The organism is Flavobacterium sp. RNTU_13 (genome assembly GCF_046614455.1).
In the GTDB taxonomy this organism is placed as follows: domain Bacteria; phylum Bacteroidota; class Bacteroidia; order Flavobacteriales; family Flavobacteriaceae; genus Flavobacterium.
Genome location: NZ_JBKJHB010000001.1, coordinates 685,517 through 710,796 on the forward strand (window position 1 = coordinate 685,517; position 25,280 = coordinate 710,796).

Here is a 25,280-nt window from a genome sequence, read left to right on the forward strand (position 1 = left end):
GTTGTTTGGAAACCAAAGCGGGTCTAATAACTAACAACCGTCAACTAAAAACTAAAAACACACTAAAAATGAAAACCTGGGTTACCGACAGGATAAGTAATGTAAAACCCGCTGAGTTCTTTTCTCTTGTAGACAAGAACAGGGCATACATTACTCCTACGTTTCCTAACACTACCTCTCAGTGCAATTCGCTGGTTAATACCACGGCATTCCTTATCCGGGCGGCTAACAACGAGCAACGCGGCGAAAACTACTACTTCTACCTGCGCGATGTAAGCAGTAACCGGCTTATAGGGTACATTTGTGTAAAGAACATAATCCTTAATATTATGAAGGCCGAGCTGGCCTATTTTATAGATGCCGATTATCAAAACAAAGGCATAATAACCCAGGCCGTATCGCAGGTGGTAACCTACTGTTTTGATGCCCTCGGGTTTAACAAGCTGTACATTTGCACTCACCCCGAAAATATTGGCAGCCAGCGCGTAGCCGTTAAAAATGGTTTTACTAAAGAAGGCATCCTTAAAGAGGAATTTAAAAACGCCGATGGTGGCCTGGAAGACGTGGTGTATTTTGGGTTATTGAGGTCTGAGTATAACAATATATAGTAATTCTATGACCCGACCGGTTGTAACATATAACATTAGCAACGCAAAAGAGATTCCTTCCAATGAAGTTTTGCAAGATGCGCTACGAAATAATGCTGTCATGCTCGTGTTTGATATCGGTCAAAAAAAATTACAGGAAGAAGTCGGCAAGGATTTAAAAACAAAGCTGAAGGATTGCTGTGTTGGCGTGAGCCTTGATGGTTCCCATATAAAAATCAATAGAATTATTACTAATGACGAGATTGAAGCCAATGTAGATTTTTTTGAACAATGTGCAAAGGATTACAGGTCGTTGTCCAAAACATTGGTTTATAGATTGGTAGAGCATTTAGGTGTTGCACTAAATAAAGATTTCCCTTCAGAAACATTAAATCCTCTTCATGCAAAAGGCCAAAATAAAGGGGAATTTAATAACTGGGAGTACTACTTACATGGCTTTCATGTCCATTTTTATAATGTTGAAACCGGTCAGGAAATAGAAGCTCCGTTTATGTTTGGTGATGATTATGGAGACCTGGATCCTTATTTCTTTTCAAATTACATTACTTCTACACCTCAATATAAACCATTACCTATAGAGCTACATGAACCGTATTATGATGGGAAGAGAATATTGGACAAAATGCTTGAATCAGGAAAACTGGAACGTGTTCAAGGCAATTGGCCAGGAGTCATTGGTACAATAGTTACTGACAGGAAAAAAATAGAAATTAAGACTCTCGAGTTTGACAAGAAAAATGAGAGTGAACCGTTAAAGGCTGACAAAAAGAAGTTCAGCCTGCTTAGATTTTTACGATTACAATAATGAAAGATAAATTTTACGCATACATACAACAATTACAGGATACCATAACTGCCGGCCTGGAAGCGGTAGACGGTACCGCAACGTTTCGTGAAGACCTTTGGCAACGCCTCGAAGGCGGCGGCGGCCGTACCCGTGTAATAGAAAACGGCAACGTGTTTGAAAAAGGCGGGGTAAATATCTCTGCCGTTCATGGGCCGCTACCCAAAGCCATGCAGGCGTATTTTAATGTAGGCGATGTAGATTTCTTTGCCTGTGGTCTTAGCCTGGTCATCCACCCGAAAAGCCCAATGGTGCCTACGGTACATGCCAACTGGCGTTATTTCGAAATGTACGATAAAGCCGGTAATGTGGTAGACAGTTGGTTTGGCGGCGGCCAGGATCTTACACCTTACTACTTGTTTGATGAAGATGCCACGCATTTCCACCAAACGTGTAAAACGGCCTGCGATAAGCACGATGCCACGTTTTACCCACGCTTTAAAAAGCAGTGCGACGAGTACTTTTGGAACGCACACCGCAACGAAGCCCGTGGTATAGGCGGATTGTTCTTTGATCACTGTAAAGCCACAGAAGACTTCAGTATGGAGCAGTGGTTTAACTTTGTTAGCGAAGTAGGCAACAGCTTCCTGCAAGCTTATGTGCCCATTGTTGAACGCAGAAAAGACCTGCCTTATACTGATGAAAACCGTACCTGGCAGGAAATCCGCCGTGGGCGCTACGTAGAATTTAACCTTGTGCACGATAAGGGCACACTGTTTGGGTTGAAAACTAACGGCCGTATGGAGAGTATACTCATGAGCCTTCCACCACATGTGCAGTGGGTGTATGACCACCATCCGGAAGCGGGCAGCGAAGAAGAGAGGTTGATTAAAATATTAAAACAACCAAAAATCTGGATTTAAAATGTATATAGCATATTTTGATGAATCCGGGGATGATGGATACCCTAATTACTCATCGCAATTATTTGTTATGAGTGTTGTCTACATGGAAGAAAGCAATTGGAAACAGAACTATGAAATTATTAGGAAATTCCGGAAATTTATAAAAGACAAATACGGTTTTCCTATTAAAATGGAGTTTCACTGTAGGCAACTTATTCAGGATAAGCATCCATATCATGGAAAATATAATCCTCAGGAACGAAAAGAATTACTTGAACTTCAATTCAAGCTTATTGCTGCCTTGGATTTAAAAATAATAAACGTTGTAATAGACAAACATAAAATTACTTCCAACAACTACGATGTATTAAAAAACGCTTTCACTTATAGCCTTCAAAGAATTGAAAATGATATGCTATCTGAAGATGACAATCGTTTTATTGTTATTACAGATGAAGGACGTATAGAAAAAATGACTGCTGTATCAAGATTATTACAAAGGATAAATTATATACCTTCACTTTTTGAAGAAGGAAGTTATAGGAATGATTTAAAAACAATATTAGAAGACCCTCTTCCTAAAAAATCTCAAGAATCATATTTCATTCAACTATCAGACACATTAGCTTATATAGTAAACTTATATGCTCAGAGAAACTTGATTCAAAATCCTATTAATTGGCCAAGAAGAGTATCTGATGTTTTAAATTATGGCGATGAAGAAGAACTACTTGAGATTCTTTTAAGAAAACAAAGATTAAATTTAAAAGCAAATAAGAATAATAAATTTGGAATAGTACATTACCCTAAATAAAAACACCACCCTACACCCCATTCGGGGTTCAAGTGGTTCAATGCAAATGTACAATAATATTTTAAACTATACAACTATGTTTCCTATCCATAGAAATAGACGTTTAAGAGTTAATGACTCAATCCGTTCGTTAGTGCGCGAAACCATACTAACACCAAATGATTTTATGTTCCCGATGTTTATTGCTGAGGGAACTAATGTAAAAGTGGAAATACCAAGCATGCCGGGCATATACCGCCGCTCTATAGACCTTACCGTACAGGAGGTAAAAGAATTGTGGAGCCTGGGCATTAAGGCGGTAAACATTTACGTAAAAGTAGACGACAGCCTTAAAGACAACGCGGGTGTAGAGTCGTGGAATCCTAACGGGCTAATGCAGCGCGCCATTAAAGCCATTAAAGATGCTATTCCTGGTATGATAATAATGCCCGATGTGGCACTTGATCCTTATTCTATTTACGGACATGATGGTATTATTAAAAATGGAGACATTGCCAATGATGAAACGGTAGACGCACTGGTACGCATGGCAGTCTCCCATGCTGAGGCGGGAGCCGATTTTGTAGCACCCAGCGATATGATGGACGGCCGTGTTATACGTCTGCGCCAGGGGCTGGACAGCGCCGGTTTCCATAATGTGGGGATTATGAGTTATGCGGCTAAGTACGCATCGTCGTTTTACGGGCCGTTTAGGGATGCACTGGACAGTGCACCCAAGGAAGGCGGAGAAATCGCGCCTAAAGACAAAAAAACGTACCAAATGGACTATGCAAACCGCATAGAAGCCATACGCGAAGCACTACATGATGTAGAAGAAGGCGCAGACATTGTTATGGTAAAGCCGGGTATTGCCTATCTTGATATTGTTCGGGAAGTGAAAAACGCGGTAAACGTGCCGGTATCGGTATACCAGGTGTCCGGAGAATATGCCATGGTAAAAGCTGCAGCAGAACGCGGATGGCTGGATCACGACAAAATAATGCTGGAACAGCTGCACTGCATTAAGCGTGCGGGAGCTGATATTATAAGTACGTACTTTGCCAAAGAAGCAGCTATTTTGCTGAATAAATAAACTTTACTACACGCCATGAAAAAACTATTGATAGCCATAATCTTAACAGCACTTGCCGCCTGTGGCGGTAAACAGGAAAAATCAGCGGAAAACGCAGAAACGCCTACCGTTGCCGAAGGTGCGGCAACAAACCTTACTCCTGAAGAACAGGCCGGACAGGAAATTTTCGACGGAAAAGGCAACTGCTATACCTGCCATAAGCCCGATGCACAGGCTGTAGGGCCTTCAATAAAAGAGATTGCTAAAATTTATAAGGAGCAAAAGGCAGATATGGTAACGTTCCTTAAAGGCAATGGCAAGCCCATTGTAAAACCGGAACAATATGAGGTAATGAAAACAAATTTTTACCTGACCAAGACCTTTACGGACGCCGAACTAAAATCTATACAGGCCTATATGTACAGTGTACAATAAATAAGAAAGCGGAGCATAATGCTCCGCTTTCTTATTTACTATAATGCCATTAATTACAATCACCATCTACAGAACAACTGTCGCCCTCTATTATGGTAAGTTTAGGATGTGCCTGCTGCCATTCATCGTACGAACGTTCCAGTGTTTGAAAAAACACGTCTGGTGTTTGCGCCCCCGATACCGCATATTTACGGTCAAATACAAAAAACGGTACGCCACGTACTCCTATCTGCTGTGCTTCCTGTATATCGGCTATAACATCGTTTACAAAAGCCTCGCTGCCCATAGCTTGGGTAAGTGCAGCTATATCCAGTCCAAGCTCTTTGGCAAAGCCTAACAGGGTTTCGGTGTCGTCTATGTTTTTACCTTCTGTAAAATAGGCTTTAAACAACAGTTCTTCGGCCTCGTTCTGTTTACCGTATTGTTTTGCAAAATGCAAGAAACGGTGCGCGTTAAAGCTGTTGGCCGGTATGGTTTTATCAAAATCATAGGTAAGACCTACCGATGCTGCCATATCTGTTACATACTGGTTCATGCCCTTAGCCTCCTCAAGCGATACGCCTTTGTGTTCGGCAAGGAACTGGTGAATGCTCTTGGTAGGGTCGGTCTTCATATCCGGAGAAAGCAAAAAGCTTTTCCATTCTATTTCTATATTTTCACCGTTATTAAACTGCGCCAGTGATTCTTCAAAACGGCGCTTACCGATATAGCAGAACGGGCACATAATGTCACTCCATATTTCAACTTTCATATTGTCAGTTATTTTTATGCAAAGGTACGCCATAAAAAAACGGGCAACTTACTTGTTACCCGTTTTTTAACGCTTACCTCTGGTATAGTGTTATTTTATAAGAGCAGGCTGTACCCACTTAAATATGTATGATTCTTCAGGAATTACAAGCCTTTCGCTTATGCGCGCCATCCTGTCCGGTAATTTCATAAGGTAATCGCGTGCTTTTTCTGCTTCGGCAGTAAGGCCCGATACTTTGTCTATCTGCCACTTTTCTATAAGCTTACGAAGTATATCTACATAATCGTGAGAGGTGTAAACACCTATACGCTGTGCAGAGTTACTAAACTCCTCAAAAGCGGTGCTTATTTTATCGCCACTTTCGCGAAGGAAGTGTGCAGGCATGGTTATCTTAAGCTTCATCATGTGCTGGAAAGCCAACATCATTTCACTTGGGTCTACCTGGAAAATACGGTTTACAAACTCGCTGTAGGCAAGATGGTGGCGCATTTCATCGCCGGCTACCAGCTTACACATTTTGCTCAGCTTTTTATCGCCATATTTTTTAGCCAGCTGCGATACGCGGTTGTGCGATATATATGTAGCCAGTTCCTGGAAACTGGTGTAAACAAAGTTTTTATACGGGTCGCGGTCTGTGCCTATATCAAAACCATCGTTTATAAGATGGTGCGTAGTCATTTCCACTTCGCGCATATTTATGCGTCCGCTAAGGTAAAGGTACTTGTTTAGCAGGTCACCGTGGCGGTTTTCCTCACCGGTCCATTGGCGCACCCATTTACTCCATCCGTTACCACCTTCGCCTACCTGGTCTACCCCTTCTACGTCCATAAGCCATGATTCGTAGGTAGGCAGCGCCTCTTCGGTTATGGTATCGCCCACAAGCGTTACCCAAAAGTCATACGGAAGGTCTTTAGCTATTTCGCGCAGTTCTTTAACTTCTTCAAAAAAGTTTTCATTTTGAGAATCCGGCAGCAAATCAGAAGGTTGCCAGATGCTTTCTACCGGGATAAGAAAGTCCTCTACATAAGAATCTACGCTCTTTTCCAGGAACTTCATTACCTCCAGGCGGATGTTTTTTACAGACATGTTGTTCATTTAATTTTTTATTCCTTGTATCACTGCACGCTCTGTCCTTACCATTAATTCTTCAAAAGGAATATCTTTAACAGCAAACGGTTCCTGTATGGTAAAGGTAAGGCTGTTGCCTACCGTTAACGGAAACATTCCGTTTTTTACTACTTTCCAGGAGTTATTAATGCTTACCGGGACAATCCACGCCGACGGTGCATACTTACAGAGTATTTTTAGCCCGCTTTCGCTAAACTTCTTAGGCTCTCCGGTTTTACTTCGGGTACCTTCAGGAAATATAACAGCCGAACGGGTATTTTTTTCAATATACTTGCCAAGACCGCCTATTACAGGGATAGCCTGTTTGGGGTCTTTACGGTCTATGAGTACGCTGCCGCCGTGCCTTAGGTTATATGACACGCTGGGTATACCCTTGCCGAGTTCTTTTTTGCTTACAAACTTCGGGTGAAATTTGCGCATGAACCATATGATTGGTGGAATGTCGTACATGCTTTGGTGGTTTGCCACAATAATAAGCGGCACACCCTGCGGCACCTGCTCTAACCCTTTAAACTTAACAGTAGTACCTAAGATAAGCAAAGACCGTACCAGCCAGCCATTTAGTATATCTACGCTTTTTTTGTGGGCCTGGTAACCAAACACATTTAGGCAAAACCACTGTATGGGATGAAATATAACCAACAGCAATCCGAATGCCAAATAAAAAAGTACCGATAAGGGGTAAGACAACAGTTTTCGCATTTTACAATAAAAAATCGTGTAAAAGTAGTGTGTTTTTATGGAATAATAAAAAAATTTAGTATGCAGGCATTTAATTTCAGATTTTAGAGGGTAGACTTCAGATTTTTCCCTAGGAGATAATAGATGAGAGACATAAGATAAGGGACTCTCGAAACATCTGATTAATCAGATTACAAAAAACCCATAAAACAAAAAACCACGCCTTGCAGCGTGGTTCTCATTGTTATCTAAAATTAAAAAGACTAGCAGTATTCGTTGTAGGCCTCTTTAAGGTTATCGGCTATCATTTCTGCAGGGCGGCCTTCTATAACGTGGCGCTCCAGCATGTGTACCAGCTCACCGTTTTTAAACAGTGCCATGCTTGGCGATGACGGCGGGTAAGGGAACATAAGTTCGCGCGCGGCATCTACAGCTTCTTTATCTACACCGGCAAATACAGTGATTATGTTTGCAGGCACTTTATCGTTAGCAAGGCTCATACGTGCACCCGGGCGCGCATTACGCGCAGCACAACCGCAAACCGAGTTTACCACCACAAGGGTAGTACCTTCTTTTTCAATTTCTTTTTTTACGTCTTCAGCAGTAAATATTTCTTTAAACCCGGCCTCAGAAAGTTCGGCACGCATTGGTTTTACTAATTCTTCAGGATACATAACTGTACTAATTAAAGTTTTATGGCTACAAAGGTAAGCAATTTTACATCTAAAAATATAAATGTATCAATTTTTGTTACAGAATATCGTTAGCTGCTTAGTTGCTTAGCTTCTGAGCTATTAAGCCTTCGCGATTCATTTAAAATTTATAATTCATCATTTAAAATAATCTACTTAGTAGCGCTTTAATAAACATACCTTTGGGGCAGCTCCAAATTACCTTCAGGTCGCCCCACAGCGAGGTTTCCTCATCCAGGAATTTAAACACGGGTGCCGCCTTACCCTTGCGGAACATAGCAGCGAAGATACCGCCTCCCTTTTCATTCGTCTTTCCCAAAATATCCAGCAGCAGCAGGTCATAAAACCAAAAGCGGTTTACTTTATAAAACGTATTTAAAGGCGCATCTTTTTGCAGGAAGTTAACCAGCTTTTTACTCAGCTTGCTTGCATTTTTAAACGTGTAGCCCGTGCTGGCCTTCGTCCACCCTCCGGTAGAGCCTATATGCATTATGTTTTTTGAGTTTACATCCCAAAACCTGTAGCTGGTCATGGGGATGCTGCCGCGTTCCTTGTCTACTATAGTATACCCGCCCGCCCCAAGTTGCTGTACATAATCAGCTATAGCCTGCTCATATTCTTTTTCGGGCAGCAGGTCTTTACTAAACAGCGTGTATTCTACAATGGCTTCGGTTTCGCTGAATGGCAGCACGTACATAAAGCGCGTGTTGCCTTTTTGCGGAACGCTGAAGTCCATAAACACCGGTACTTCGGCATTAAAAACCGCGTTATCGGTCTTTATATGCCACCCTATAAAATGCTGTTGCAGTACCGGATACTTTTTTTGCATTGTCGGCAGCGTAGCACAGTAAATACTGTTAAACAGCTTGCTACAGGTATACTCCGCTTCCGTTGTCTTAACAAGCACATCGGCGCCACGGTCGTTAAATGAAATTACCTTATCCTGAACCATAAAAATGTTTGGGTGTTTTGCCAACTCCCGCTTTACGTATCCGTAAAAGTCGACGCCCCGTATCATTTTGTAATGGTAATCATCGAAATCAAGCTCGGTGCGAAAATCTTCATTGGCAAACACCGCGGTATTCCAGTTGCGGTGCACTATGCTGTCCCATTCGCCCACGCCTTCTTCCCAAAAGCACCAAGTACGGTCGTTAGTGGCCTTGGCATCAGGATCCAGCAGCAGTATATTTTTTTGTGTAAAGCTACCGGAAACTGCCATACGGTAGGCCGTAAGAAGCGCGGCCAGCCCTGCACCGGCAAAAATATAATCGTAGTGTTTCATTAACCCAAAAATAATAAATAAACAGTACTATTTTTCGTGAGCTTAACACCAAAAGGTTTTTATATACGTTTATTATTTAATAGATTTGTTACCAGAGGGTTTCCAGTTGTTTTTGTGTTATCGCCTGACTAAGCAATCTGAAATCTACATTCTGAAATCTGAAATCAAAATGATCAATAAGCGCCTACTCATAAAAAACCTGCTCGCCAATAACGACGAAAGTAGCTTTTATGATAAAAAGCGCCAGCTGAACCTGCATACTAAAGAAGGTAAAGCCAAGTTTGCCAAACACATTTGCGCACTGAGCAACAGTAACCCTACTAACAACAGCTATATAGTTGTAGGCATAGAAGATGGAAGCAACGAAATTGTGGGTACTGATTTTTATGACGACAGCCGCATACAAAACCTGGTAAACGCCTTCCTGGAAAATCCGCCACAAATTCAGTACGAAAATGTGCCTTTTCCTAACCTGCCAAAAGACCGGGTGGTAGGGCTGGTAACCATAAGCCCCAACGGGCGTACTGCCTATTTTAAAAAGAATGTGTACACCATACCGGCAGGTGCAATTTTTATGCGCAGGGGCAGTAACTCTATTCCTGTAGATGCACTGGTGGTAGAGCCTAACCGACTTAATGAGATTATTGTAAACAGCGTAGAAAACAATTCGCGTAACAGTATAGAGCATACCCTTGAGGGAGTTATAGATTTTATAAACAACCGCCATAAAGATATGCCCGCGCACTATAAAGTGTTTAAAGAACTATTTGTAGTGTGCTGGGCCGGGCATAAAAAAGTAGTTAAGGGCAATACCTACTACAGCCGCGTAGACATAGAACTGATAAACGAGCAGATTAAGCTGTTTTATTCGGCTTTAGATGAAGTAAGTATAGAATATACCGACGATACTTTTAGCATTACCGAATACGTAGCCCTGGGGCTTAATGACAAAACGAGTTACTATCCGCTGGAAAAACTCACCATTAGCTTTACCGATAAAGGCAGTTACCACATGGAAAGCCAACTGTTATTTGACCCTCCCCAGTACAACGAAAAGCTGATGTATCACATTTATAATTCGCAGCTGGCGCTACTGCGTAAACTGGAAAAAAACATTTACCTTACCGATCGCGAATACCGCGATGTAAGCAACATACCCAGCACACTGATGATTTGCTACCTCAACGGTTTTGAAGATGCCAAACAGCGCCTTGCCGACGCCAAGCCATTATTAAAAGCCTTCCCTGACCCGGCGGTTTATGTATCGTTTAAAGAAGCCATGCGGGTACTACGCAAAATGAAGTACGACAGGCAGGTAAGTTAGACAAAACATGGAACAATCAGCCACTCTAAAAAAGAGCGGTAAGCACATGTTAGTCACTCTCACTTTTTATTTTGTAGCTATGGCGACCGCTATAGCCTTGAGCGTAACTGACCCGGGCGGACCATGTACTCCCGGCAGCGGAATTATTATTTTAGCCATACTACCGTTTATAACATTTATACTTTTTACAATAAATCTTATTATGTATCTTTTTGATAAACAAGAATACAGGCCATCGGCAACAACACATTTGTGTACATTGGCAATTTACCTGACTGTTTTCCTGGTACTGAGAAACAATTAATCATTAAATTTACACTTTACACACACCCTAAAAACCATTGTAATGGGCAGAACCCTTGTTATTGGCGATATTCACGGTAGCCTGCGCGCTGTAACCCAAGTTATGGAACGCGCTGCCATAACCCCGGCCGACCACCTTATTTTCCTGGGCGACTACGTAGACGGCTGGAGCGAAAGCCCGGAGCTTATCGACTTTTTGCTTGAACTTAAAACTACCCATAAGTGTACCTTTATACGCGGCAACCATGACGACCTGCTTATGCAATGGCTGCATACCGGAGAATACAGCGAACAATGGTTTAACCATGGCGGACGTATAACTATGGAGCGCTACAACGCCCTTGCTGAAGAAAAGAAACAAATCCACATACTATTTCTGGAAGGATTAAAGGACTACCATCTGGACGACGAAAACCGCCTGTTTGTGCATGCCGGTTTTACTAACGTAAACGGCATACATCACGAATATTTTCCGCGAATGTTCTACTGGGATCGTACCTTGTGGGAAACTGCCCTGGCGCTGGACACTTCTCTAAGCACCGAGGATCCGTTGTACCCAAAACGGTTTACACATTTTAAAGAAATTTTTATAGGTCATACCGCTGTTACCCGCATAGGGCAGACCGTACCGGTAAATAAAGCTAATATTTGGAATGTAGACACCGGAGCTGCCTACCGCGGACCTTTAACGATACTGGATGCAGACACCAAGCAATACTGGCAAAGCGACGGCGTAGATACCCTGTACCCTGACGAGGCCGGGAGGAATTAAAAAATATGAGGGCTGCCAAATGGCAGCCCTCATACATTCACAATCATAAGGAAACTAACTTACCAACCTAAAGTTAAGTTATCTAAAAAGGACATTGCATTTATTATAGTGCAGGTTGCAACACGCGTGATATTTTGTGTATAACACCGTTTGCCGCCTGAATATCTACCGCAGTAATGTTACTTGTGTTACCCGCCTGGTCTGTAATACGGGCACCCCCTGTTACGTTGATGGTAATGTTTTGTGCCGGGTTTGTAATCATTGGCACAGGCAGGTTGTCTGAAAGCTGTGTAGACAGTACGTTACCAGAAGTTACATGGTATTGAAGCACTTTAGTTACCTGAGCTGCTGTAGCACCCACTGCAAAACCTGTACCTGTGGTAGCCGCTGTAAAGGCAGCATTATCGGGAGCAAATACAGTTAGTGGCGAAGTATTAGTAGAAAGTGCTGCAGCCACCGCGCTCTGGTCGCCAAAAGTATTGGTTGTTAACACGGTTTCAAGCGTATCAAAATCAGGATTTGCTTTAACGTGAGATACTAATGTTGGCAATGCTATAACACGGTTTACTATGTGTATAACACCGTTGCTGGCCGCTACGTCTGCTGTAGTTACTACAGCACCACCGTTATCTATACCGCCATTAATGGTTACCCCACCAGAAGTGTTTATAAACATGCTTATTTTACTGGTAGATGAAGCGCTTCCTGTAGCCTCTGTTTTTACATAACCGGTAGTAAGGTTTGTAGAACGTGCTACAGTACCGGCAATTACGTGGTTTAGCAGTACCTGTTTTAATGTAGCCACAGGAACCTTGTCGATAGATGAAAAGTTGTTTGCCTGTAAAAACCTGTTAAAGGCATCATTCGTAGGAGCAAATACAGTAAACTGTCCGCTACCATCAAGAGTAGAAACAAGGTCAGCACGGGTTAGTGCCTGAACAAGGATTGAAAAATCGCTGTTAGCCGAAGCTACATCAACAATAGTGTTTTGTGGAGTAGTGTTGTTGTTATCATCATCATCGCAGCTTATAAAAGCAGTAGCAACAAATAACAATAACGCCGAAAGTTTTAGCATCTTTAATTTCATAGCTATTTAGTTTATAGTTAATTATGACGCTAATTTATGTACGAAAACCTTTTTGTTTAACTTTTTTAGCAAAACATTAAACATTGTAAGATTAGTTATGCCAAAAATTCACATTTTGAATAAAATAATTCAACATTTGTTAAAACCGCAAAATTAAACCGTAATAAATACCAATAATGCAACAAAGCCCCCGCATAACGGAGGCTTTGTTTATAGTCGTTCGTAAAAGATTAGTAGCTATGAAATCACTTCGCCATTACCTACCCCATCGGTATCAGGGTTAACAAAAACAAGTTTGCCTTCGGCGTTTTGGGTCATAAGTATCATACCCTGGCTTTCTACGCCACGCAGTGCACGTGGGGCAAGGTTAACCAGTACGGTAACGCGCTTGCCTATAACTTCTTCCGGAGAAAAGCTCTCTGCAATGCCCGATACTATAGTACGCACATCTATCCCGGTATCTACTTTCAGTACCAGTAGTTTGTTAGCCTTTGGCATTTTCTCAGCCTCAAGAATAGTACCCGTACGGATATCCATTTTGGCAAAATCATCAAACTGAATTAAATCCTTTTGTGGAGCAGCTACCTTATTAGCGGCTTTGTTAGCCGTTTTTGTAGCTTCCAGTTTGTCGACCTGGGCTTGTATGGCCTCGTCTTCTATCTTAGCAAAAAGCAATTCCGCTTCGCCAATAACGTGTCCTGCCTTAATCAGGTCGGTCTTCGTATTGATATCATTCCACCCAAAACTATTATCCAACTTAAGGATGTTTTTAAGCTTCCCGGCAGTAAACGGTAAGAAAGGCTCACTCAGTACCGCTAAGGCAGTGGCTATTTGCAGCGCTACATACATTTGGGTTTTTACGCGCTCAGGGTTTTCTTTAATCACTTTCCATGGCTCCTCATCGGCAAGGTACTTGTTTCCAAGACGTGCCAGGTTCATCAGCTCGCTAAGTGCCTCACGGAAACGGTAGCGTTCTATACTGCCTGCAATTACCGCAGGGTAGGCACGCATTTCGGTAAGGGTGGCTTCGTCTACCTCGCTAAACGTATTAGCAGCAGGTACTTCTCCGTTGTAATACTTATTGGTAAGTACCACCACACGGTTAATAAAGTTGCCAAATACAGCCACAAGCTCGTTATTGTTACGCGCCTGGAAATCTTTCCAAGTAAAATCGTTATCCTTAGTTTCAGGGGCTGTTGCCGTAAGCGAATAACGCAGCACATCTTGCTGGCCCGGGAAATCCTGAAGGTACTCGTGCAGCCATACCGCCCAGTTTTTACTGGTACTCAGCTTATTGCCCTCAAGGTTAAGGAATTCATTTGCCGGAACATTATCCGGTAGTATATAGCTGCCTTCTGCCTTAAGCATAGCAGGGAATATTACGCAGTGGAAAACAATATTATCTTTGCCTATAAAGTGTACCAGCTTGGTATCGCTGCTTTTCCAGTACGGTTCCCAGTCTTTACCTTCGCGCTCCGCCCACTCTTTTGTAGATGATATGTAGCCAATAGGTGCATCAAACCAAACGTACAGCACTTTACCTTCGGCACCTTCCACAGGTACAGGAATACCCCAATCAAGGTCGCGGGTTACGGCACGTGGCTTAAGGCCGTCTTCCAGCCATGATTTTACCTGTCCGTACACATTTGGTTTCCAGTCTTTTTCGTGCCCTTTTAATATCCACTCACGCAAAAAGCCGTCATATTGATCTAATGGTAAAAACCAATGCTTGGTAGATTTCAGCACGGGTGCCGTACCGGTTATGGTAGATTTAGGATTTATAAGATCTGTAGCGTTTAATGAACTACCACATTTTTCGCACTGATCACCATAAGCCTCCTCATTACCACATTTAGGGCAGGTACCGGTTACAAAACGGTCGGCAAGGAATTGCTGTGCTTTTTCGTCAAACAACTGCTCTGTTACTTCTTCAATAAACTTGCCTTCGTTGTACAGTTTCTTAAAGAATTCCGAAGCGGTATCATGGTGTATTTTAGCCGACGTGCGCGAATAGTTATCAAACGAAATCCCGAAATCCTCAAACGAAGTTTTTATAATATGATGGTATTTATCTATAACCTCCTGCGGGGTAATGCCCTCTTTTTTAGCCTTCATAGAAATGGCCACACCGTGCTCATCGCTACCGCAAATAAAAGCTACGTCCCTGCCCTGAAGCCTCAGGTAGCGGGCATAAATATCACTTGGCACATAAACCCCGGCAAGGTGGCCTATGTGTATGGGGCCGTTAGTGTACGGTAATGCGGCGGTTATGGTATATCGTTTCGGGTCTTGTAACATATCGTGGATTTGAAATTTACCTGCAAAAGTACAAATAAATTGCACTACTACCACTGCTGCATTATGGTATGAAATTTGGAGGTAATTAAAGCAATATCAACAACCTTTTTTTGAGTAAATTTGCACACACGGAAAATAATAGCCCATGTTTTTTAATTTTTTACAAAATACGTGCAGGGTTTTTCTCTGCCTTGTGTTGTTTTCCGTTACCGTAAACGCCCAACACCTTATGAAACTACCGCCGTACCTTACAAAAGGAGATACCGTAGGCATACTTGCCACCGCCCGAAAAATAGACCACGAACCGCTGGAGCCTGCCATACAACTACTTAAAAGCTGGGGGCTGAATGTTGTTGTGGGCAAAACCGTGGGGCTTGACAACCACCAGCTTGCGGGAGCCGACTGGCAGCGTGCAGCCGATTTCCAGGAAATGATAGATAACCCCGCCATAAAAGCCATTTGGTGTGCTAAAGGCGGCTATGGTACCGTACGTATGGTAGACCGTATAGATTTTACCCATTTTAAAAAGAAGCCAAAATGGCTTATAGGCTTTAGCGATGTTACTGTACTGCACAGCCACATAAACAATATGGATGTAGCCACCATACACGGCATTATGTGTGCCAGCGTAAGTACTGCCTCCCCACAGGCAAAGGAAAGCCTGCACAAAGCGCTGTTTGGCGAAAAAATAACCTACAGCGTACCGGCGCATAAATTTAATAAAACAGGAAAAGTTTCGGGGGAGCTGGTAGGGGGAAACCTCTCTGTGCTGTTTAGCATTGTAGGTTCGCGTTCTGAAATGGATTATAAGGGTAAAATCCTGTTCCTGGAAGACCTGGACGAGTACCTGTACCACGTAGACCGCATGCTTATTAACCTGGAGCGAAACGGCTATTTTAAAAATGTAAAGGGCATAGTAATAGGAGGCTTTACTAAAATGCGCGATAACGATACCCCTTGGGGACACTCTGCACTGGAAATTCTTAAAGAAATTACACAGGAGTACAACATACCGATTTGCTTTAATTTCCCGGCGGGCCACATTACCGATAACCGGGCTTTAGTTTTTGGCAAAGAGGCAACCCTTGAGGTTACCCAAAGTGGAACTAAGTTAAGTTTTGAATAATGGCCGACCATAACGACTTAGGCAAAGAGGGTGAACAGGCTGCCGCCGATTTTTTAAAAAAAGAAGGCTACAAAATACTGCACACCAACTGGGTTTTCCAGAAAGCCGAAATAGATATTATAGCGCAAAAAGATAACATACTTGCTGCTATTGAGGTTAAAACACGATCATCGCTGGAGTTTGGGCTACCACATGAATTCGTAAAACCTGCCAAAATAAGGCTGCTCGCAAAGGCCATGAACCATTATGTAGAAGATAACGACATAGATGCCGAAGTGCGGTTTGATATTGTTTCAGTTCATAAAAACGGGGGTAAATTTGAACTGGAACATTTAAAAGATGCATTTTTCTTTTTTTAAAAGTGTTAAATTTACAACAATTTGTTTAATTTTATATATTTGTAATCCCAAGGTAAACACACACAACTATTTACACCTATGAAAACCATCTCATCAGTAGTAGAACATTACATTAAAACTAAACCTTTCCTGCTCAGTGCCCTGTCGCAGGGAATTATTAACCTAACCTCGCTTGCCCGTACCATGATGCCTGAGCTGGAGCAAGAACTCGGCAAAGACATTAAGCAAGGCGCTGTAGTTATGTCTTTAAAAAGGCTTTCGGAAGACCTTGACTTTAGGGTTAACCACAAAATAGTTAAGGTACTTAAAGGCATAGGGGAAATTACGGTACGTTCATCACTTACCGATTTTACTTTCTCTGTTAGCGATACCATACTTAGCAGGCAGGCAGAGCTTATTAACAGCATTAATGCCAATCCCGATGTTTTTTACACCTCATCGCGCGGGGTAAATGAAACAAACATTGTGGTAAGCAGCAGCATGAACCACATTGTAGACAGGCTTTTTGCCGATGAAAAAAAGATAGAGCGCAATGATAACCTTGCCTCTATTACAGTAAAGTTGCCTAAAGACAATATTAATACCCCGGGTATTTATTATTATATTTTCCAAAGGCTTGCCTGGGAAGGTATAACTATAATTGAAGTGATTTCTACCTCATACGAGTTTACCATACTGGTAAACGAAGATGAAGTAGATCTTGCCTTTAAGGTTATAAAAGACCTTAAGACCAACAGTTAATACAACCACCTGAATGAAAAAAATTACACTTCTTATGGCGCTGTTTTGCGCCATAACTGTTTTTTCCCAAAAACGTATCCCTGCACAGGTAACGGCGTTAATAAACAACAATACGCAGTTTAGGCCTGTAGCACCGCTTGCTGTAAATAATGCATTGCACCCTGCTACAGATAAACTGGTAAACAATGCTACTTATGCTACGCTAAACCTGGCACAATCGACAGATATTGCACAAAATAAATATCCATACCTGGAACTTGCTGTACCCTATAACGGCAGCACCATTACGTTACAACTGTACCGCGCAGAGGTAATGGCACAGGGATTCCACGTAGATACAGATAAGCAAAAAAATAACGTATACAGCGCGGGAGCTTACTACAGGGGTATTATAAAAGGTAATTACAACTCGGTAGCAGCGATAAGCTTTTTTAACACCGGAATGACCGGTATAATTTCAGGAGGCAAACTTCAAAACCTGGTTATAGGAAAGCTTAAATCAAGCAGGGAAGATTACATAATTTACTCTGATGCTAACCTTGAAATAAACAGCGCCTTTAAGTGTGCTGCTACAGATAAAGGCACGGTACCCGGTTTTTCCCCGAAAAAGAAACAAGAACGCAATGTGCAGACTACCCGATGTGTAACATTGTATTTTGAAATAGATTATATGCTGTACGAGGGTAACAATTATAGTGTTACCGAAACTACAGACTGGATAACCGCACTGTTTAACAACGTACAAACACTATATAACAACGATGGTATAGACACTGCTATAAAATCAGTATTTGTATGGACAGAGCCAGACCCTTACGATGGTGTAGGCTCCAGCGATTACCTGTACCAGTTTTATGCTAACAGGCCCTCTTTTGATGGAGATGCCGGTATGCTGGTGGGCGATGACGAAGGAGGACTGGGTGGTGTAGCCATAAGTATTGCCGGGCTTTGCAGCACTGAAAACGTAAGCTATAGCGACGTAGATCTTTATTTCGAAAATCTGCCCGTATTCAGCTGGGACGTAGAAGTTGTAACCCATGAGCTGGGGCACCTATTTGGTTCGCCACATACCCACGGCTGCTACTGGAACGGCAACGATACTGCTATAGACGGCTGCGGTACATCGGCAGGATATACCGAAGGAGATTGCGAGCAAGGGCCGTTACCTGATCCTGAAACCGGTGGAACCATAATGAGCTACTGTCACCTTGTAGACGGGGTGGGTATCAATTTTGCCAACGGCTTTGGACCACAACCCGCACAGCGTATAAGAGAACATATTTCATTTTCACTATGCCTTAGCGCAGACTGTATAAACACTTGTTTTAATGATGTTGCAGATGTAAATGTGATAGATGTTTCTACCAATTCGCTAACGGTAAAGATAAAATATAACGAAGCCGAACAATCTCCGGGGCCATGGCAAATAGCCTATGCACCTTACGGGCAAACACCTTCTAACTGGCAGGAACCTACCAGCAATCCGGTTATTTCTGTTAATGGCCTTAACCCAGACACCTACTATTCTGTTGCCGTAAGGCGGGCGTGCAGCGACGTACAGGTAACCCCGAGCCAGCAGGTTGTAGCAATGACCGCTGGAGACTGGTGTAACCAAACGGTAGTGTGGAAAGATCCTGATGGTAATAATAACTATGCCGACGGACAAAAAGCGGTACGCCTTATAAAAGCAGAGCCAGGAAGCCAGATAACCGTTAATTTTTCTACGTTTGTAACCGAAATCGGTTTTGATTTTATGTACGTATATGAAGGAGCCGGTACAGATGGCAACCTTCTAGGAACCTATGATGGCAGTAATCCGGCAGAATCGTTTGTTATAAATGGTGGTGAAGCGCTTAGTTTTGTGTTTGTATCTGATACGTTTGTAAACTTTGACGGATGGCAGGCTAACATAAATTGTACGCTTAACACTACCAGCCACAACTTTAAAAACATGAGTTTTTATCCTAACCCGGTAAATAACAAACTAACGATAAACACTACCGAAGGTATAGAGCATATAGCCATATATAACGTAGCGGGACAACTACTAACCAATAAGCAGGTAACAGCAACCAATAGCCTTATTACAGACATGAGCGGTTATGCAGCCGGCGTGTACTTTATTAAAGTAGACAACAGCCGTAGCACTGCTACTCTTAAAATAGTAAAGCAGTAATTACATAATGCTCATAAATAGAAGAGGCAGCGCTAAGCGCTGTCTCTTCTATTTTGTACTGTCTTTTATAATCAATACCGGGATTTTTACTTTGTGCCGTACTGCATCTACTGTAGTACCAAACAAGAGGTCTTTAAAGAGGTTGTGGCCGTGGGCTCCCAAAATCAATATATCAAAGGTACCATCTGTATTGATAACCTGGGGTATCTGTTTTTTTGGGCTGCCAAAGCTGAGTTGGGTTTCTACATGGTAACCCGCTTCGGTGAGGCTTTTACTGTAGCGCTGCAGGTATTCCATATCGGTATTGGTCTCATAGTCCTGAGCCTGGTCGCCGTGCAGCATGGCACCCACGGTTTCTACAATGTGTATTAGAGTATATTTTGCTTCCCTGCCGCCCAGCTGCAGCGCGCTTGAGAGTGTCTTTTCATCAGTGCGGCTAAAATCCAGCGCTACCGCTATGTTGCGGTACATTTGTATATCGGGCAAGGTACGTATGGCAGCCGGTGTAAGGTGTGGCACTATGCCAGGGACAGCCCTACCCTTCCTAACCAAAGGCTCTATGGTAATATAAAGCAATAAAACAGCCGCTGCAAGCGCTATTGGTACCACAAACATCCATATATACTCCGGATGGGCAGATGTGACCAGCCAGCCCTTTATTTCATCAAAAACAAGCTTTACATTAAGCCCTACAATAACCAGCGCTATTATCCACGATGCCGCTTTGGTTACCGGGCCTATGGCAAACTCATTCATACGGCTTTTGTCGCTCACAAAATGAATGAGTGGGATAATCGCGAAGCCCAGCTGCAGGCTTAGCACCACCTGGCTCAGTACGAGTAAATCGCCCGTAGCCGAATCGCCAAAGTATACAATGGCTATAAAGGCCGGTGCTATGGCAACAATACGGGTAATAATACGCCTTACCCATGGCTGTATACGCAGGCTAAGATAACCCTCCATAACTATCTGACCCGCAAGGGTACCGGTAACCGTACTGCTTTGCCCTGCGGCAATAAGCGCCAGTGCAAACAATACGGCGGCGCTGCTTCCCAGCATGGGTTCCAGCAGCTTGTGCGCATCTTGTATATCGGCTATTTCATGCAGGCCATTGGTAAAGAATGTAGCCGCCGCAAGTATCAGGATGGCTGCATTTACAAAAAAGGCAAGGTTAAGGGCAATAACCGAGTCAATCAGGTTATAACGTATGGCTTGCTTTATGCCTTTAAACGACCGGTCGAATTTACGGGTTTGCACCAATGAGGAATGCAAGTACAAATTGTGTGGCATTACCGTTGCGCCTATTATACCTATGGCTATGTATAAAGCTGCTGTGTTAGGCAATGAAGGTACCAGGCCTTTTACAATTTCGCCGGCATCAGGTTTTGCAAAAAACATTTCCGCCAAAAATGAAAGCCCTATAATACTTATTAGCCCAATGATAAATGCTTCCATTTTTTTAATGCCCTTATTCATAAGGAACAGTAGTAAAAACGTATCGAGCATGGTAATGCTTACGCCCCACAGCATAGGCAGCTTAAACAACAGGTTTAGCCCTATGGCCATACCCAGTACTTCTGCAAGGTCGCAGGCAGCTATAGCCACCTCGGCCAGCAGGTACAAAAAGAAGTTTACGGCTTTAGGATACGTTTCCCGCGATGCCTGAGCAAGATCCCTTCGGGTAACAATACCTAACCGTGCACTAAGGCTTTGTAGCAACAGTGCCATAATGTTACTCATAAGCAGCACCCATATAAGGGTGTAGCCAAACTGGCTTCCGCCGGCTATATCTGTAGCCCAGTTTCCGGGATCCATATAACCTACGCTTATCATATAGGCAGGCCCGAAGAAAGCCAGTACTTTTTTCCATCCGGTAACATTTTGCCCTGCGTTTACTGACTCATGCACTTCTTCCAGCGAGTGTGTATTTTTATTTGGCATACGCTAAATGTTATACGGGTTTTACAAACAGGTTGCCTGCTATTTTGTTAGACACGGTAAGTTCGCGGTCTTTAATTTTAATATTTACAGAAAAGTCAAAATCTTCCCTGCCCAATACTTCTATAACCGCCCCCAGAGCTATTTGCTGTTTATCTAAGTATTGTAAAAAGGGTGCACTACTGTCTTTTACGCCTACGCAAAGTACCTTTTTACCCACATTGATTTCAGAAAGCAGCTTTTTTTCTACCGATGCAATGTTTCCCTGAACGTCGGGTATAGGATCCCCGTGAGGATCTTCGGTAGGAAAACCCAAAAACTCATCGAGCTTATTAATAAGCTTATCTGATTTTATGTGTTCCAGTTGTTCGGCAACATCATGCACCTCATCCCAGCTAAAATCAAGTTTCTCCACCAGGAAAAGTTCCCACAGGCGGTGCTTGCGTACAATCATCAGGGCTGCAAAAGTACCCGCTTCAGTAAGTTGCACTCCCTGGTACTTTACGTAATTAGCCAGGCCTTTATCGGCAAGTTTCTGTATCATGTCTGTTACAGAAGATGGCTTGCTCTCCATAACGCCTGCTATGGCATTAGTGCTAACTCCTTTGCCGCTCTGCTGTGATAAGTGGTATATAACCTTTAGGTAATTCTCTTCAGAATGTGTCATTTACAAAAACAATAATAACAAATATACCAAAAAATAAAGCAGCTCATAAAATCATTTTTAGTTTAAACTAAAAATTAACGATGCTGCAAAAATAAAGCAGCTGTTATTGCTGCTTTATCTCTTTTATATCGTTTTGTTTTATCCAACCCACATTATCGTCGGGCAACTGGATTTTTTTCCAGCCATCCTCGACTTGCATAACGTTTACTTTAGTACCCGCGTGCAGGATAAATGCATCCTGAGCCGCCTCCCTTGGTTCTGATTTTACCGTTATTACCTCAGGGAACACTATGGCGTAGTTTTCGCTGTTTTTCTGGGTTTTTACATAAATGGCAGCAACTACACTCAGTGCAAGTAACCCTGCCGCGACAAACATCCCCACAAAGAAAATTCGTTTTACCAACGCCACTCCCGAGAAATAATACCCTACAAACAGCAGCAGGAATACTACCGAAAATGACACCGCTATCCACGCCCAGGTATTGTAATGATATTGGCCTGTAGCGTTATAAATTAGCTTGGAAAAACCTACCCTCGGCGTAGCTTTTATATCGTCTATGGCCATTTTTTTTGCAAAGCCGAGATTTACTGTAACATCTTTATTGCCGGGATCCAGCAATAATGCTTTTTCATAATTATATACCGAAGGAGCTACCTGGTTTAATTTGTAATAGGCGTTACCCAGGTTAAAATACACCTCGGCAGATTGCTTACCTTGTTTCAGGATGCCTTCATACTGCTCCGCAGCACCTTTGTAATCGCCTTTTTTGTACAGTGCATTGCCCTGCTCAAAGCTCTGCCCAAAGGCAAGCCCTGTGATTAAAAGTATTGCTATGTAAATTATGTTTTTCATATTACAATTTTCCGTTAATAACCCTTCGAACACCATCTTTAAGTAACACCACATTAAAGTTGATTAAGAATCCTAACTTACAGCCTGATAACTTTAAATATGTTAAAAGCTGAGCCAAATGTATATCCTTAAGATTGTCCACAACCTTAACTTCTATGATAAATTTATTTTCGACAACTATATCAGTTCTATATCCTACGTTCAGTTGTATTTCTCCATCTTCTAAAGACATCGGCTTTTCTTTTTCAACAAATAGGCCTGCCTGGTAAATCTCATAACAAAGACATTCTGTATAGGCACTCTCAAGAAGTCCCGGGCCAAGTCTCTTATGAACTTTTAGCGCACAATCGAGAACTATCTTTGCTATTTCATTTTCTGTCATTTGCTTTATCTACATTTTACCACTAAGTACACAAAGTTTTTCACAAAGCCATGATTTAAGCACACGAAAAGCTGACTTCGTCATTTGACAAAGGACACAAAGCTTTGTGAACTTCTAAATTTGGGCTAAGCCCAAATCTTTGTGACATATACTACAATTGTATTCTTACTTTATACCTGTGAACTCGGTGAAAAACTTTGTGAACTTAGTGGTAAAAAAACATTCCTAATACACTCTAAGACACCTGTTTCTCTAAACTTGTGATTACACTCACCGCGCTATCGTAATCCTGCTGCATGGCCGTATCAGACGACGGTGCGTATCGTGCAAACTCACAACTGTCCATGATACGGCTAAATGCCTCTACCGTTTCCGGGCTTGCGTTGCGTGACAGCAGTAACTCACGGATATTATCCCGGCTAAGTTCGCTGGTTTCTATACGCAGTTTCGCTTTAAGGAAATTATGCAGTGCTTTTTCCAATGCCAGGTAAAACGGCTCTTTGCTGCCCAGTTGCTTTTTAGCAGCAGTAAGGTACTTTTTAGCCAGCTTATTGTTAGTACGTATTTTACTACCCACTACATCGCTGTCATACGCTTCTTTTTTCTTGCGTGCCAATACAATAACCGGAATAAACGCAAACGGCGCAACTAACAGCACATAGAATAACGTAGAGCCATAAAAATCATCGGCTTCCCGCGAACGCAGCGTAGTTTCGGTAGCTATATAGCGGAACGTTTCGGTAGGTTTTACCTCGTGCTTGGCCGACTGCGCTTTGTGTGCTTCGGCTACACTTTCCGGAACGTTAAGCACATCAATCATTATTTCCTCGCTGGTTTTCGTATGGTATTTGCCTGTGGCAGGATCAAACCAGGAGAAGGTTAATGGCTTTATAGGATATTTCCCCTTACTGCCGGGCACTATGGTATACACATCGGCTATGCTGCCTACCATACCCGTAAGTGGTGTTTGCACATTTTCCTTATGTTCAGGATCATACGTTTCAAGCGCAGCCGGAACTTCCGGCTTTGGCAGGTTAAACAGTTTAAGGTTACCCTTACCACTTACACTAACTGTAAGCTGAATAGATTCGCCATTTTTGCTGGTCGTTTTATCCGGAGTAACTTTAAAATCAAAGTTACCCACTGCCCCGCTAAAGTCGGCCGGCTTACCATTTTCCGGCAATGGCCTTACATTAATGTAGTTAGTCCCTGTAGAGGTACTGGTTTTGGTTTGCGTCATAAACGGACGTCCGAAGAAGTCGGTCTTACCGCTTGGCACTTCTACAATCAGTTCATCTATAAGCGGTTCCAACTTTAACTTGCCCGCTTTTTGAGGGTACAATACCGCCTTGCGTACCACAACATACCTATAAGGTTTACCGTTGTAAGTACCCTGTTCCACTTTCATATGTTGACCATCTACCACCTCTATCTGGCTCCAGAAGTCGTTGTATTTAGGACTTGTTTTTTCGGCGAACTGTAATACGCTGCTGTTAGGACTTACGTAAAGTTTATAAACCACATTAACCGGCTGGTTTACGTACGGATTTGTATTCTGCACTTCTGCCACCAGGTGTATACCATCGTTAGGATTAGCTGCACGTGCGGCCTGTTCGGCCTGCTCCTGTTGCTGCCTGCGTTGCCCGAAAGGATCAAATGGGTCAAATGGGTCATAGCGTTGCGGTTGTGGCTGCGGGTTAGGGTTTGCCACGGCATCGCCTACGGTTATTTTAAAGGGTACGGTTTTATACACCGTACCATCTATTTCTATAGTAGCCTGGCCTACGGTAAATGTACCTTTTGCTTTAGGAACAAGCACATACGTATACGCTTTACTAAAAGAGGTTTTACCGTTAATCCATGAATTGCTTATGCTTTGTCCCGGGCCCGAAACATTAAATCCCTGAAATGACGGAGGGCTAAAGTTATCCCCATCTTTATTCATGCTAAACTCTACACGCAGCTTTTCGTTTATCCCGATTTTGGTACGGCTGGGTGTAGCCTTAAACTCTACCTGCGCCTGTAGGGCGTGTAGGGCAAAAAGGAATAATATGACTAAATACTTCTTCATTGTTCGTTTACAAAAAATGGAAAATCCACGTCAAAAATATTGCATTTACTGC

The 25,280-nt window shown here is 42.6% G+C and carries 24 protein-coding genes; 12 read left to right on the top strand and 12 right to left on the bottom strand.

Annotation, left to right across the window (positions count from 1 at the left end):
* Positions 1–68: 68 nt before the first annotated feature.
* The 6 genes from ACLI08_RS03060 (at position 69) to ACLI08_RS03085 (ending at position 4,597) form a co-directional block, all read left to right on the top strand.
* On the top strand, positions 69–608 hold the full coding sequence (locus ACLI08_RS03060; RefSeq protein ID WP_411426984.1) for a GNAT family N-acetyltransferase: 540 nt from the start codon (positions 69–71) through the stop codon (positions 606–608).
* A gap of 7 nt (positions 609–615) precedes the next feature.
* Positions 616–1,413: a DUF6896 domain-containing protein gene (locus ACLI08_RS03065; RefSeq protein WP_411426985.1), complete on the top strand. Its 798-nt coding sequence runs from the start codon at positions 616–618 to the stop codon at positions 1,411–1,413.
* On the top strand, positions 1,413–2,315 hold the full coding sequence (gene hemF, locus ACLI08_RS03070) for an oxygen-dependent coproporphyrinogen oxidase (protein WP_411426986.1): 903 nt from the start codon (positions 1,413–1,415) through the stop codon (positions 2,313–2,315). Before ACLI08_RS03065 ends, hemF begins: the two co-directional genes overlap by 1 nt.
* Before the next feature lies 1 nt (position 2,316).
* The gene (locus tag ACLI08_RS03075) at positions 2,317–3,111 is read left to right on the top strand and encodes a DUF3800 domain-containing protein (RefSeq protein WP_411426987.1); all 795 of its coding nucleotides are present in this window, start codon (positions 2,317–2,319) and stop codon (positions 3,109–3,111) included.
* A gap of 76 nt (positions 3,112–3,187) precedes the next feature.
* A complete protein-coding gene (gene hemB, locus ACLI08_RS03080; RefSeq protein WP_411426988.1) occupies positions 3,188–4,183 on the top strand; it encodes a porphobilinogen synthase in 996 nt (331 codons plus the stop codon).
* A gap of 15 nt (positions 4,184–4,198) precedes the next feature.
* Positions 4,199–4,597, top strand: coding sequence for a c-type cytochrome (locus tag ACLI08_RS03085; protein WP_411426989.1), 399 nt, complete (start codon positions 4,199–4,201; stop codon positions 4,595–4,597).
* A 49-nt stretch (positions 4,598–4,646) separates the two neighbouring features.
* Here the strand turns inward: ACLI08_RS03085 and ACLI08_RS03090 are convergent, their stop codons facing one another.
* From ACLI08_RS03090 to ACLI08_RS03110, 5 genes are all read right to left on the bottom strand, one after another.
* On the bottom strand, positions 4,647–5,348 hold the full coding sequence (locus ACLI08_RS03090; protein ID WP_411426990.1) for a DsbA family protein: 702 nt from the start codon (positions 5,346–5,348) through the stop codon (positions 4,647–4,649).
* Positions 5,349–5,438: 90 nt separating this feature from the next.
* Positions 5,439–6,434: an acyl-ACP desaturase gene (locus ACLI08_RS03095; RefSeq protein WP_411427373.1), complete on the bottom strand. Its 996-nt coding sequence runs from the start codon at positions 6,432–6,434 to the stop codon at positions 5,439–5,441.
* Positions 6,435–6,443: 9 nt separating this feature from the next.
* On the bottom strand, positions 6,444–7,178 hold the full coding sequence (locus ACLI08_RS03100; RefSeq protein ID WP_411426991.1) for a lysophospholipid acyltransferase family protein: 735 nt from the start codon (positions 7,176–7,178) through the stop codon (positions 6,444–6,446).
* Between the two features lie 242 nt (positions 7,179–7,420).
* The gene (locus ACLI08_RS03105) at positions 7,421–7,831 is read right to left on the bottom strand and encodes a BrxA/BrxB family bacilliredoxin (RefSeq protein ID WP_411426992.1); all 411 of its coding nucleotides are present in this window, start codon (positions 7,829–7,831) and stop codon (positions 7,421–7,423) included.
* A gap of 160 nt (positions 7,832–7,991) precedes the next feature.
* A complete protein-coding gene (locus ACLI08_RS03110; protein WP_411426993.1) occupies positions 7,992–9,131 on the bottom strand; it encodes a lycopene cyclase family protein in 1,140 nt (379 codons plus the stop codon).
* A gap of 169 nt (positions 9,132–9,300) precedes the next feature.
* Between ACLI08_RS03110 and ACLI08_RS03115 the strand changes: the two genes are divergently transcribed.
* Positions 9,301–10,455: an ATP-binding protein gene (locus tag ACLI08_RS03115; RefSeq protein WP_411426994.1), complete on the top strand. Its 1,155-nt coding sequence runs from the start codon at positions 9,301–9,303 to the stop codon at positions 10,453–10,455.
* A 346-nt stretch (positions 10,456–10,801) separates the two neighbouring features.
* On the top strand, positions 10,802–11,530 hold the full coding sequence (locus tag ACLI08_RS03120) for a metallophosphoesterase family protein (protein ID WP_411426995.1): 729 nt from the start codon (positions 10,802–10,804) through the stop codon (positions 11,528–11,530).
* Between the two features lie 103 nt (positions 11,531–11,633).
* Here the strand turns inward: ACLI08_RS03120 and ACLI08_RS03125 are convergent, their stop codons facing one another.
* Positions 11,634–12,617, bottom strand: coding sequence for a fasciclin domain-containing protein (locus ACLI08_RS03125; RefSeq protein WP_411426996.1), 984 nt, complete (start codon positions 12,615–12,617; stop codon positions 11,634–11,636).
* Between the two features lie 237 nt (positions 12,618–12,854).
* Positions 12,855–14,915, bottom strand: coding sequence for a methionine--tRNA ligase (metG, locus tag ACLI08_RS03130; RefSeq protein ID WP_411426997.1), 2,061 nt, complete (start codon positions 14,913–14,915; stop codon positions 12,855–12,857).
* A gap of 229 nt (positions 14,916–15,144) precedes the next feature.
* Between metG and ACLI08_RS03135 the strand changes: the two genes are divergently transcribed.
* The 4 genes from ACLI08_RS03135 (at position 15,145) to ACLI08_RS03150 (ending at position 19,317) form a co-directional block, all read left to right on the top strand.
* Positions 15,145–16,041, top strand: a complete 897-nt coding sequence (locus ACLI08_RS03135; protein ID WP_411426998.1) for a S66 peptidase family protein — start codon at positions 15,145–15,147, stop codon at positions 16,039–16,041.
* Positions 16,041–16,400 (top strand): YraN family protein, encoded by a 360-nt coding sequence (locus tag ACLI08_RS03140; RefSeq protein WP_411426999.1) that lies wholly within the window; start codon positions 16,041–16,043, stop codon positions 16,398–16,400. The genes ACLI08_RS03135 and ACLI08_RS03140 overlap by 1 nt, the downstream gene beginning before the upstream one ends.
* Positions 16,401–16,478: 78 nt before the next feature.
* Positions 16,479–17,141 carry an aspartate kinase gene (locus ACLI08_RS03145; RefSeq protein ID WP_411427000.1) on the top strand — a complete coding sequence of 221 codons (663 nt, stop codon included), beginning with the start codon at positions 16,479–16,481 and terminating at the stop codon, positions 17,139–17,141.
* Between the two features lie 13 nt (positions 17,142–17,154).
* Complete coding sequence (locus ACLI08_RS03150; protein ID WP_411427001.1) at positions 17,155–19,317, top strand: M12 family metallo-peptidase; 2,163 nt, start codon at positions 17,155–17,157, stop codon at positions 19,315–19,317.
* 48 nt (positions 19,318–19,365) lie between these two features.
* On the opposite strand, the gene ACLI08_RS03155 is transcribed toward ACLI08_RS03150, so the two are convergent.
* From ACLI08_RS03155 to ACLI08_RS03175, 5 genes are all read right to left on the bottom strand, one after another.
* Positions 19,366–21,258 carry an Nramp family divalent metal transporter gene (locus tag ACLI08_RS03155; RefSeq protein WP_411427002.1) on the bottom strand — a complete coding sequence of 631 codons (1,893 nt, stop codon included), beginning with the start codon at positions 21,256–21,258 and terminating at the stop codon, positions 19,366–19,368.
* A gap of 10 nt (positions 21,259–21,268) precedes the next feature.
* Positions 21,269–21,922, bottom strand: coding sequence for a metal-dependent transcriptional regulator (locus tag ACLI08_RS03160; protein WP_411427003.1), 654 nt, complete (start codon positions 21,920–21,922; stop codon positions 21,269–21,271).
* Positions 21,923–22,025: 103 nt separating this feature from the next.
* Positions 22,026–22,775 (bottom strand): tetratricopeptide repeat protein, encoded by a 750-nt coding sequence (locus ACLI08_RS03165; RefSeq protein ID WP_411427004.1) that lies wholly within the window; start codon positions 22,773–22,775, stop codon positions 22,026–22,028.
* Position 22,776: 1 nt separating this feature from the next.
* Positions 22,777–23,157 (bottom strand): GxxExxY protein, encoded by a 381-nt coding sequence (locus ACLI08_RS03170; protein WP_411427005.1) that lies wholly within the window; start codon positions 23,155–23,157, stop codon positions 22,777–22,779.
* Between the two features lie 235 nt (positions 23,158–23,392).
* Positions 23,393–25,228, bottom strand: coding sequence for a BatD family protein (locus tag ACLI08_RS03175; RefSeq protein ID WP_411427006.1), 1,836 nt, complete (start codon positions 25,226–25,228; stop codon positions 23,393–23,395).
* Between the last annotated feature and the right edge of the window lie 52 nt (positions 25,229–25,280).

Coding starts and splice junctions, on each gene's coding strand:
- ACLI08_RS03060 (WP_411426984.1), top strand. CDS start 69: ATGAAAACCTGGGTTACCGACAGGATAAGTAATGTAAAACCCGCTGAG.
- ACLI08_RS03065 (WP_411426985.1), top strand. CDS start 616: ATGACCCGACCGGTTGTAACATATAACATTAGCAACGCAAAAGAGATT.
- hemF (WP_411426986.1), top strand. CDS start 1,413: ATGAAAGATAAATTTTACGCATACATACAACAATTACAGGATACCATA.
- ACLI08_RS03075 (WP_411426987.1), top strand. CDS start 2,317: ATGTATATAGCATATTTTGATGAATCCGGGGATGATGGATACCCTAAT.
- hemB (WP_411426988.1), top strand. CDS start 3,188: ATGTTTCCTATCCATAGAAATAGACGTTTAAGAGTTAATGACTCAATC.
- ACLI08_RS03085 (WP_411426989.1), top strand. CDS start 4,199: ATGAAAAAACTATTGATAGCCATAATCTTAACAGCACTTGCCGCCTGT.
- ACLI08_RS03090 (WP_411426990.1), bottom strand. CDS start 5,348: ATGAAAGTTGAAATATGGAGTGACATTATGTGCCCGTTCTGCTATATC.
- ACLI08_RS03095 (WP_411427373.1), bottom strand. CDS start 6,434: ATGTCTGTAAAAAACATCCGCCTGGAGGTAATGAAGTTCCTGGAAAAG.
- ACLI08_RS03100 (WP_411426991.1), bottom strand. CDS start 7,178: ATGCGAAAACTGTTGTCTTACCCCTTATCGGTACTTTTTTATTTGGCA.
- ACLI08_RS03105 (WP_411426992.1), bottom strand. CDS start 7,831: ATGTATCCTGAAGAATTAGTAAAACCAATGCGTGCCGAACTTTCTGAG.
- ACLI08_RS03110 (WP_411426993.1), bottom strand. CDS start 9,131: ATGAAACACTACGATTATATTTTTGCCGGTGCAGGGCTGGCCGCGCTT.
- ACLI08_RS03115 (WP_411426994.1), top strand. CDS start 9,301: ATGATCAATAAGCGCCTACTCATAAAAAACCTGCTCGCCAATAACGAC.
- ACLI08_RS03120 (WP_411426995.1), top strand. CDS start 10,802: ATGGGCAGAACCCTTGTTATTGGCGATATTCACGGTAGCCTGCGCGCT.
- ACLI08_RS03125 (WP_411426996.1), bottom strand. CDS start 12,617: ATGAAATTAAAGATGCTAAAACTTTCGGCGTTATTGTTATTTGTTGCT.
- metG (WP_411426997.1), bottom strand. CDS start 14,915: ATGTTACAAGACCCGAAACGATATACCATAACCGCCGCATTACCGTAC.
- ACLI08_RS03135 (WP_411426998.1), top strand. CDS start 15,145: ATGAAACTACCGCCGTACCTTACAAAAGGAGATACCGTAGGCATACTT.
- ACLI08_RS03140 (WP_411426999.1), top strand. CDS start 16,041: ATGGCCGACCATAACGACTTAGGCAAAGAGGGTGAACAGGCTGCCGCC.
- ACLI08_RS03145 (WP_411427000.1), top strand. CDS start 16,479: ATGAAAACCATCTCATCAGTAGTAGAACATTACATTAAAACTAAACCT.
- ACLI08_RS03150 (WP_411427001.1), top strand. CDS start 17,155: ATGAAAAAAATTACACTTCTTATGGCGCTGTTTTGCGCCATAACTGTT.
- ACLI08_RS03155 (WP_411427002.1), bottom strand. CDS start 21,258: ATGCCAAATAAAAATACACACTCGCTGGAAGAAGTGCATGAGTCAGTA.
- ACLI08_RS03160 (WP_411427003.1), bottom strand. CDS start 21,922: ATGACACATTCTGAAGAGAATTACCTAAAGGTTATATACCACTTATCA.
- ACLI08_RS03165 (WP_411427004.1), bottom strand. CDS start 22,775: ATGAAAAACATAATTTACATAGCAATACTTTTAATCACAGGGCTTGCC.
- ACLI08_RS03170 (WP_411427005.1), bottom strand. CDS start 23,157: ATGACAGAAAATGAAATAGCAAAGATAGTTCTCGATTGTGCGCTAAAA.
- ACLI08_RS03175 (WP_411427006.1), bottom strand. CDS start 25,228: ATGAAGAAGTATTTAGTCATATTATTCCTTTTTGCCCTACACGCCCTA.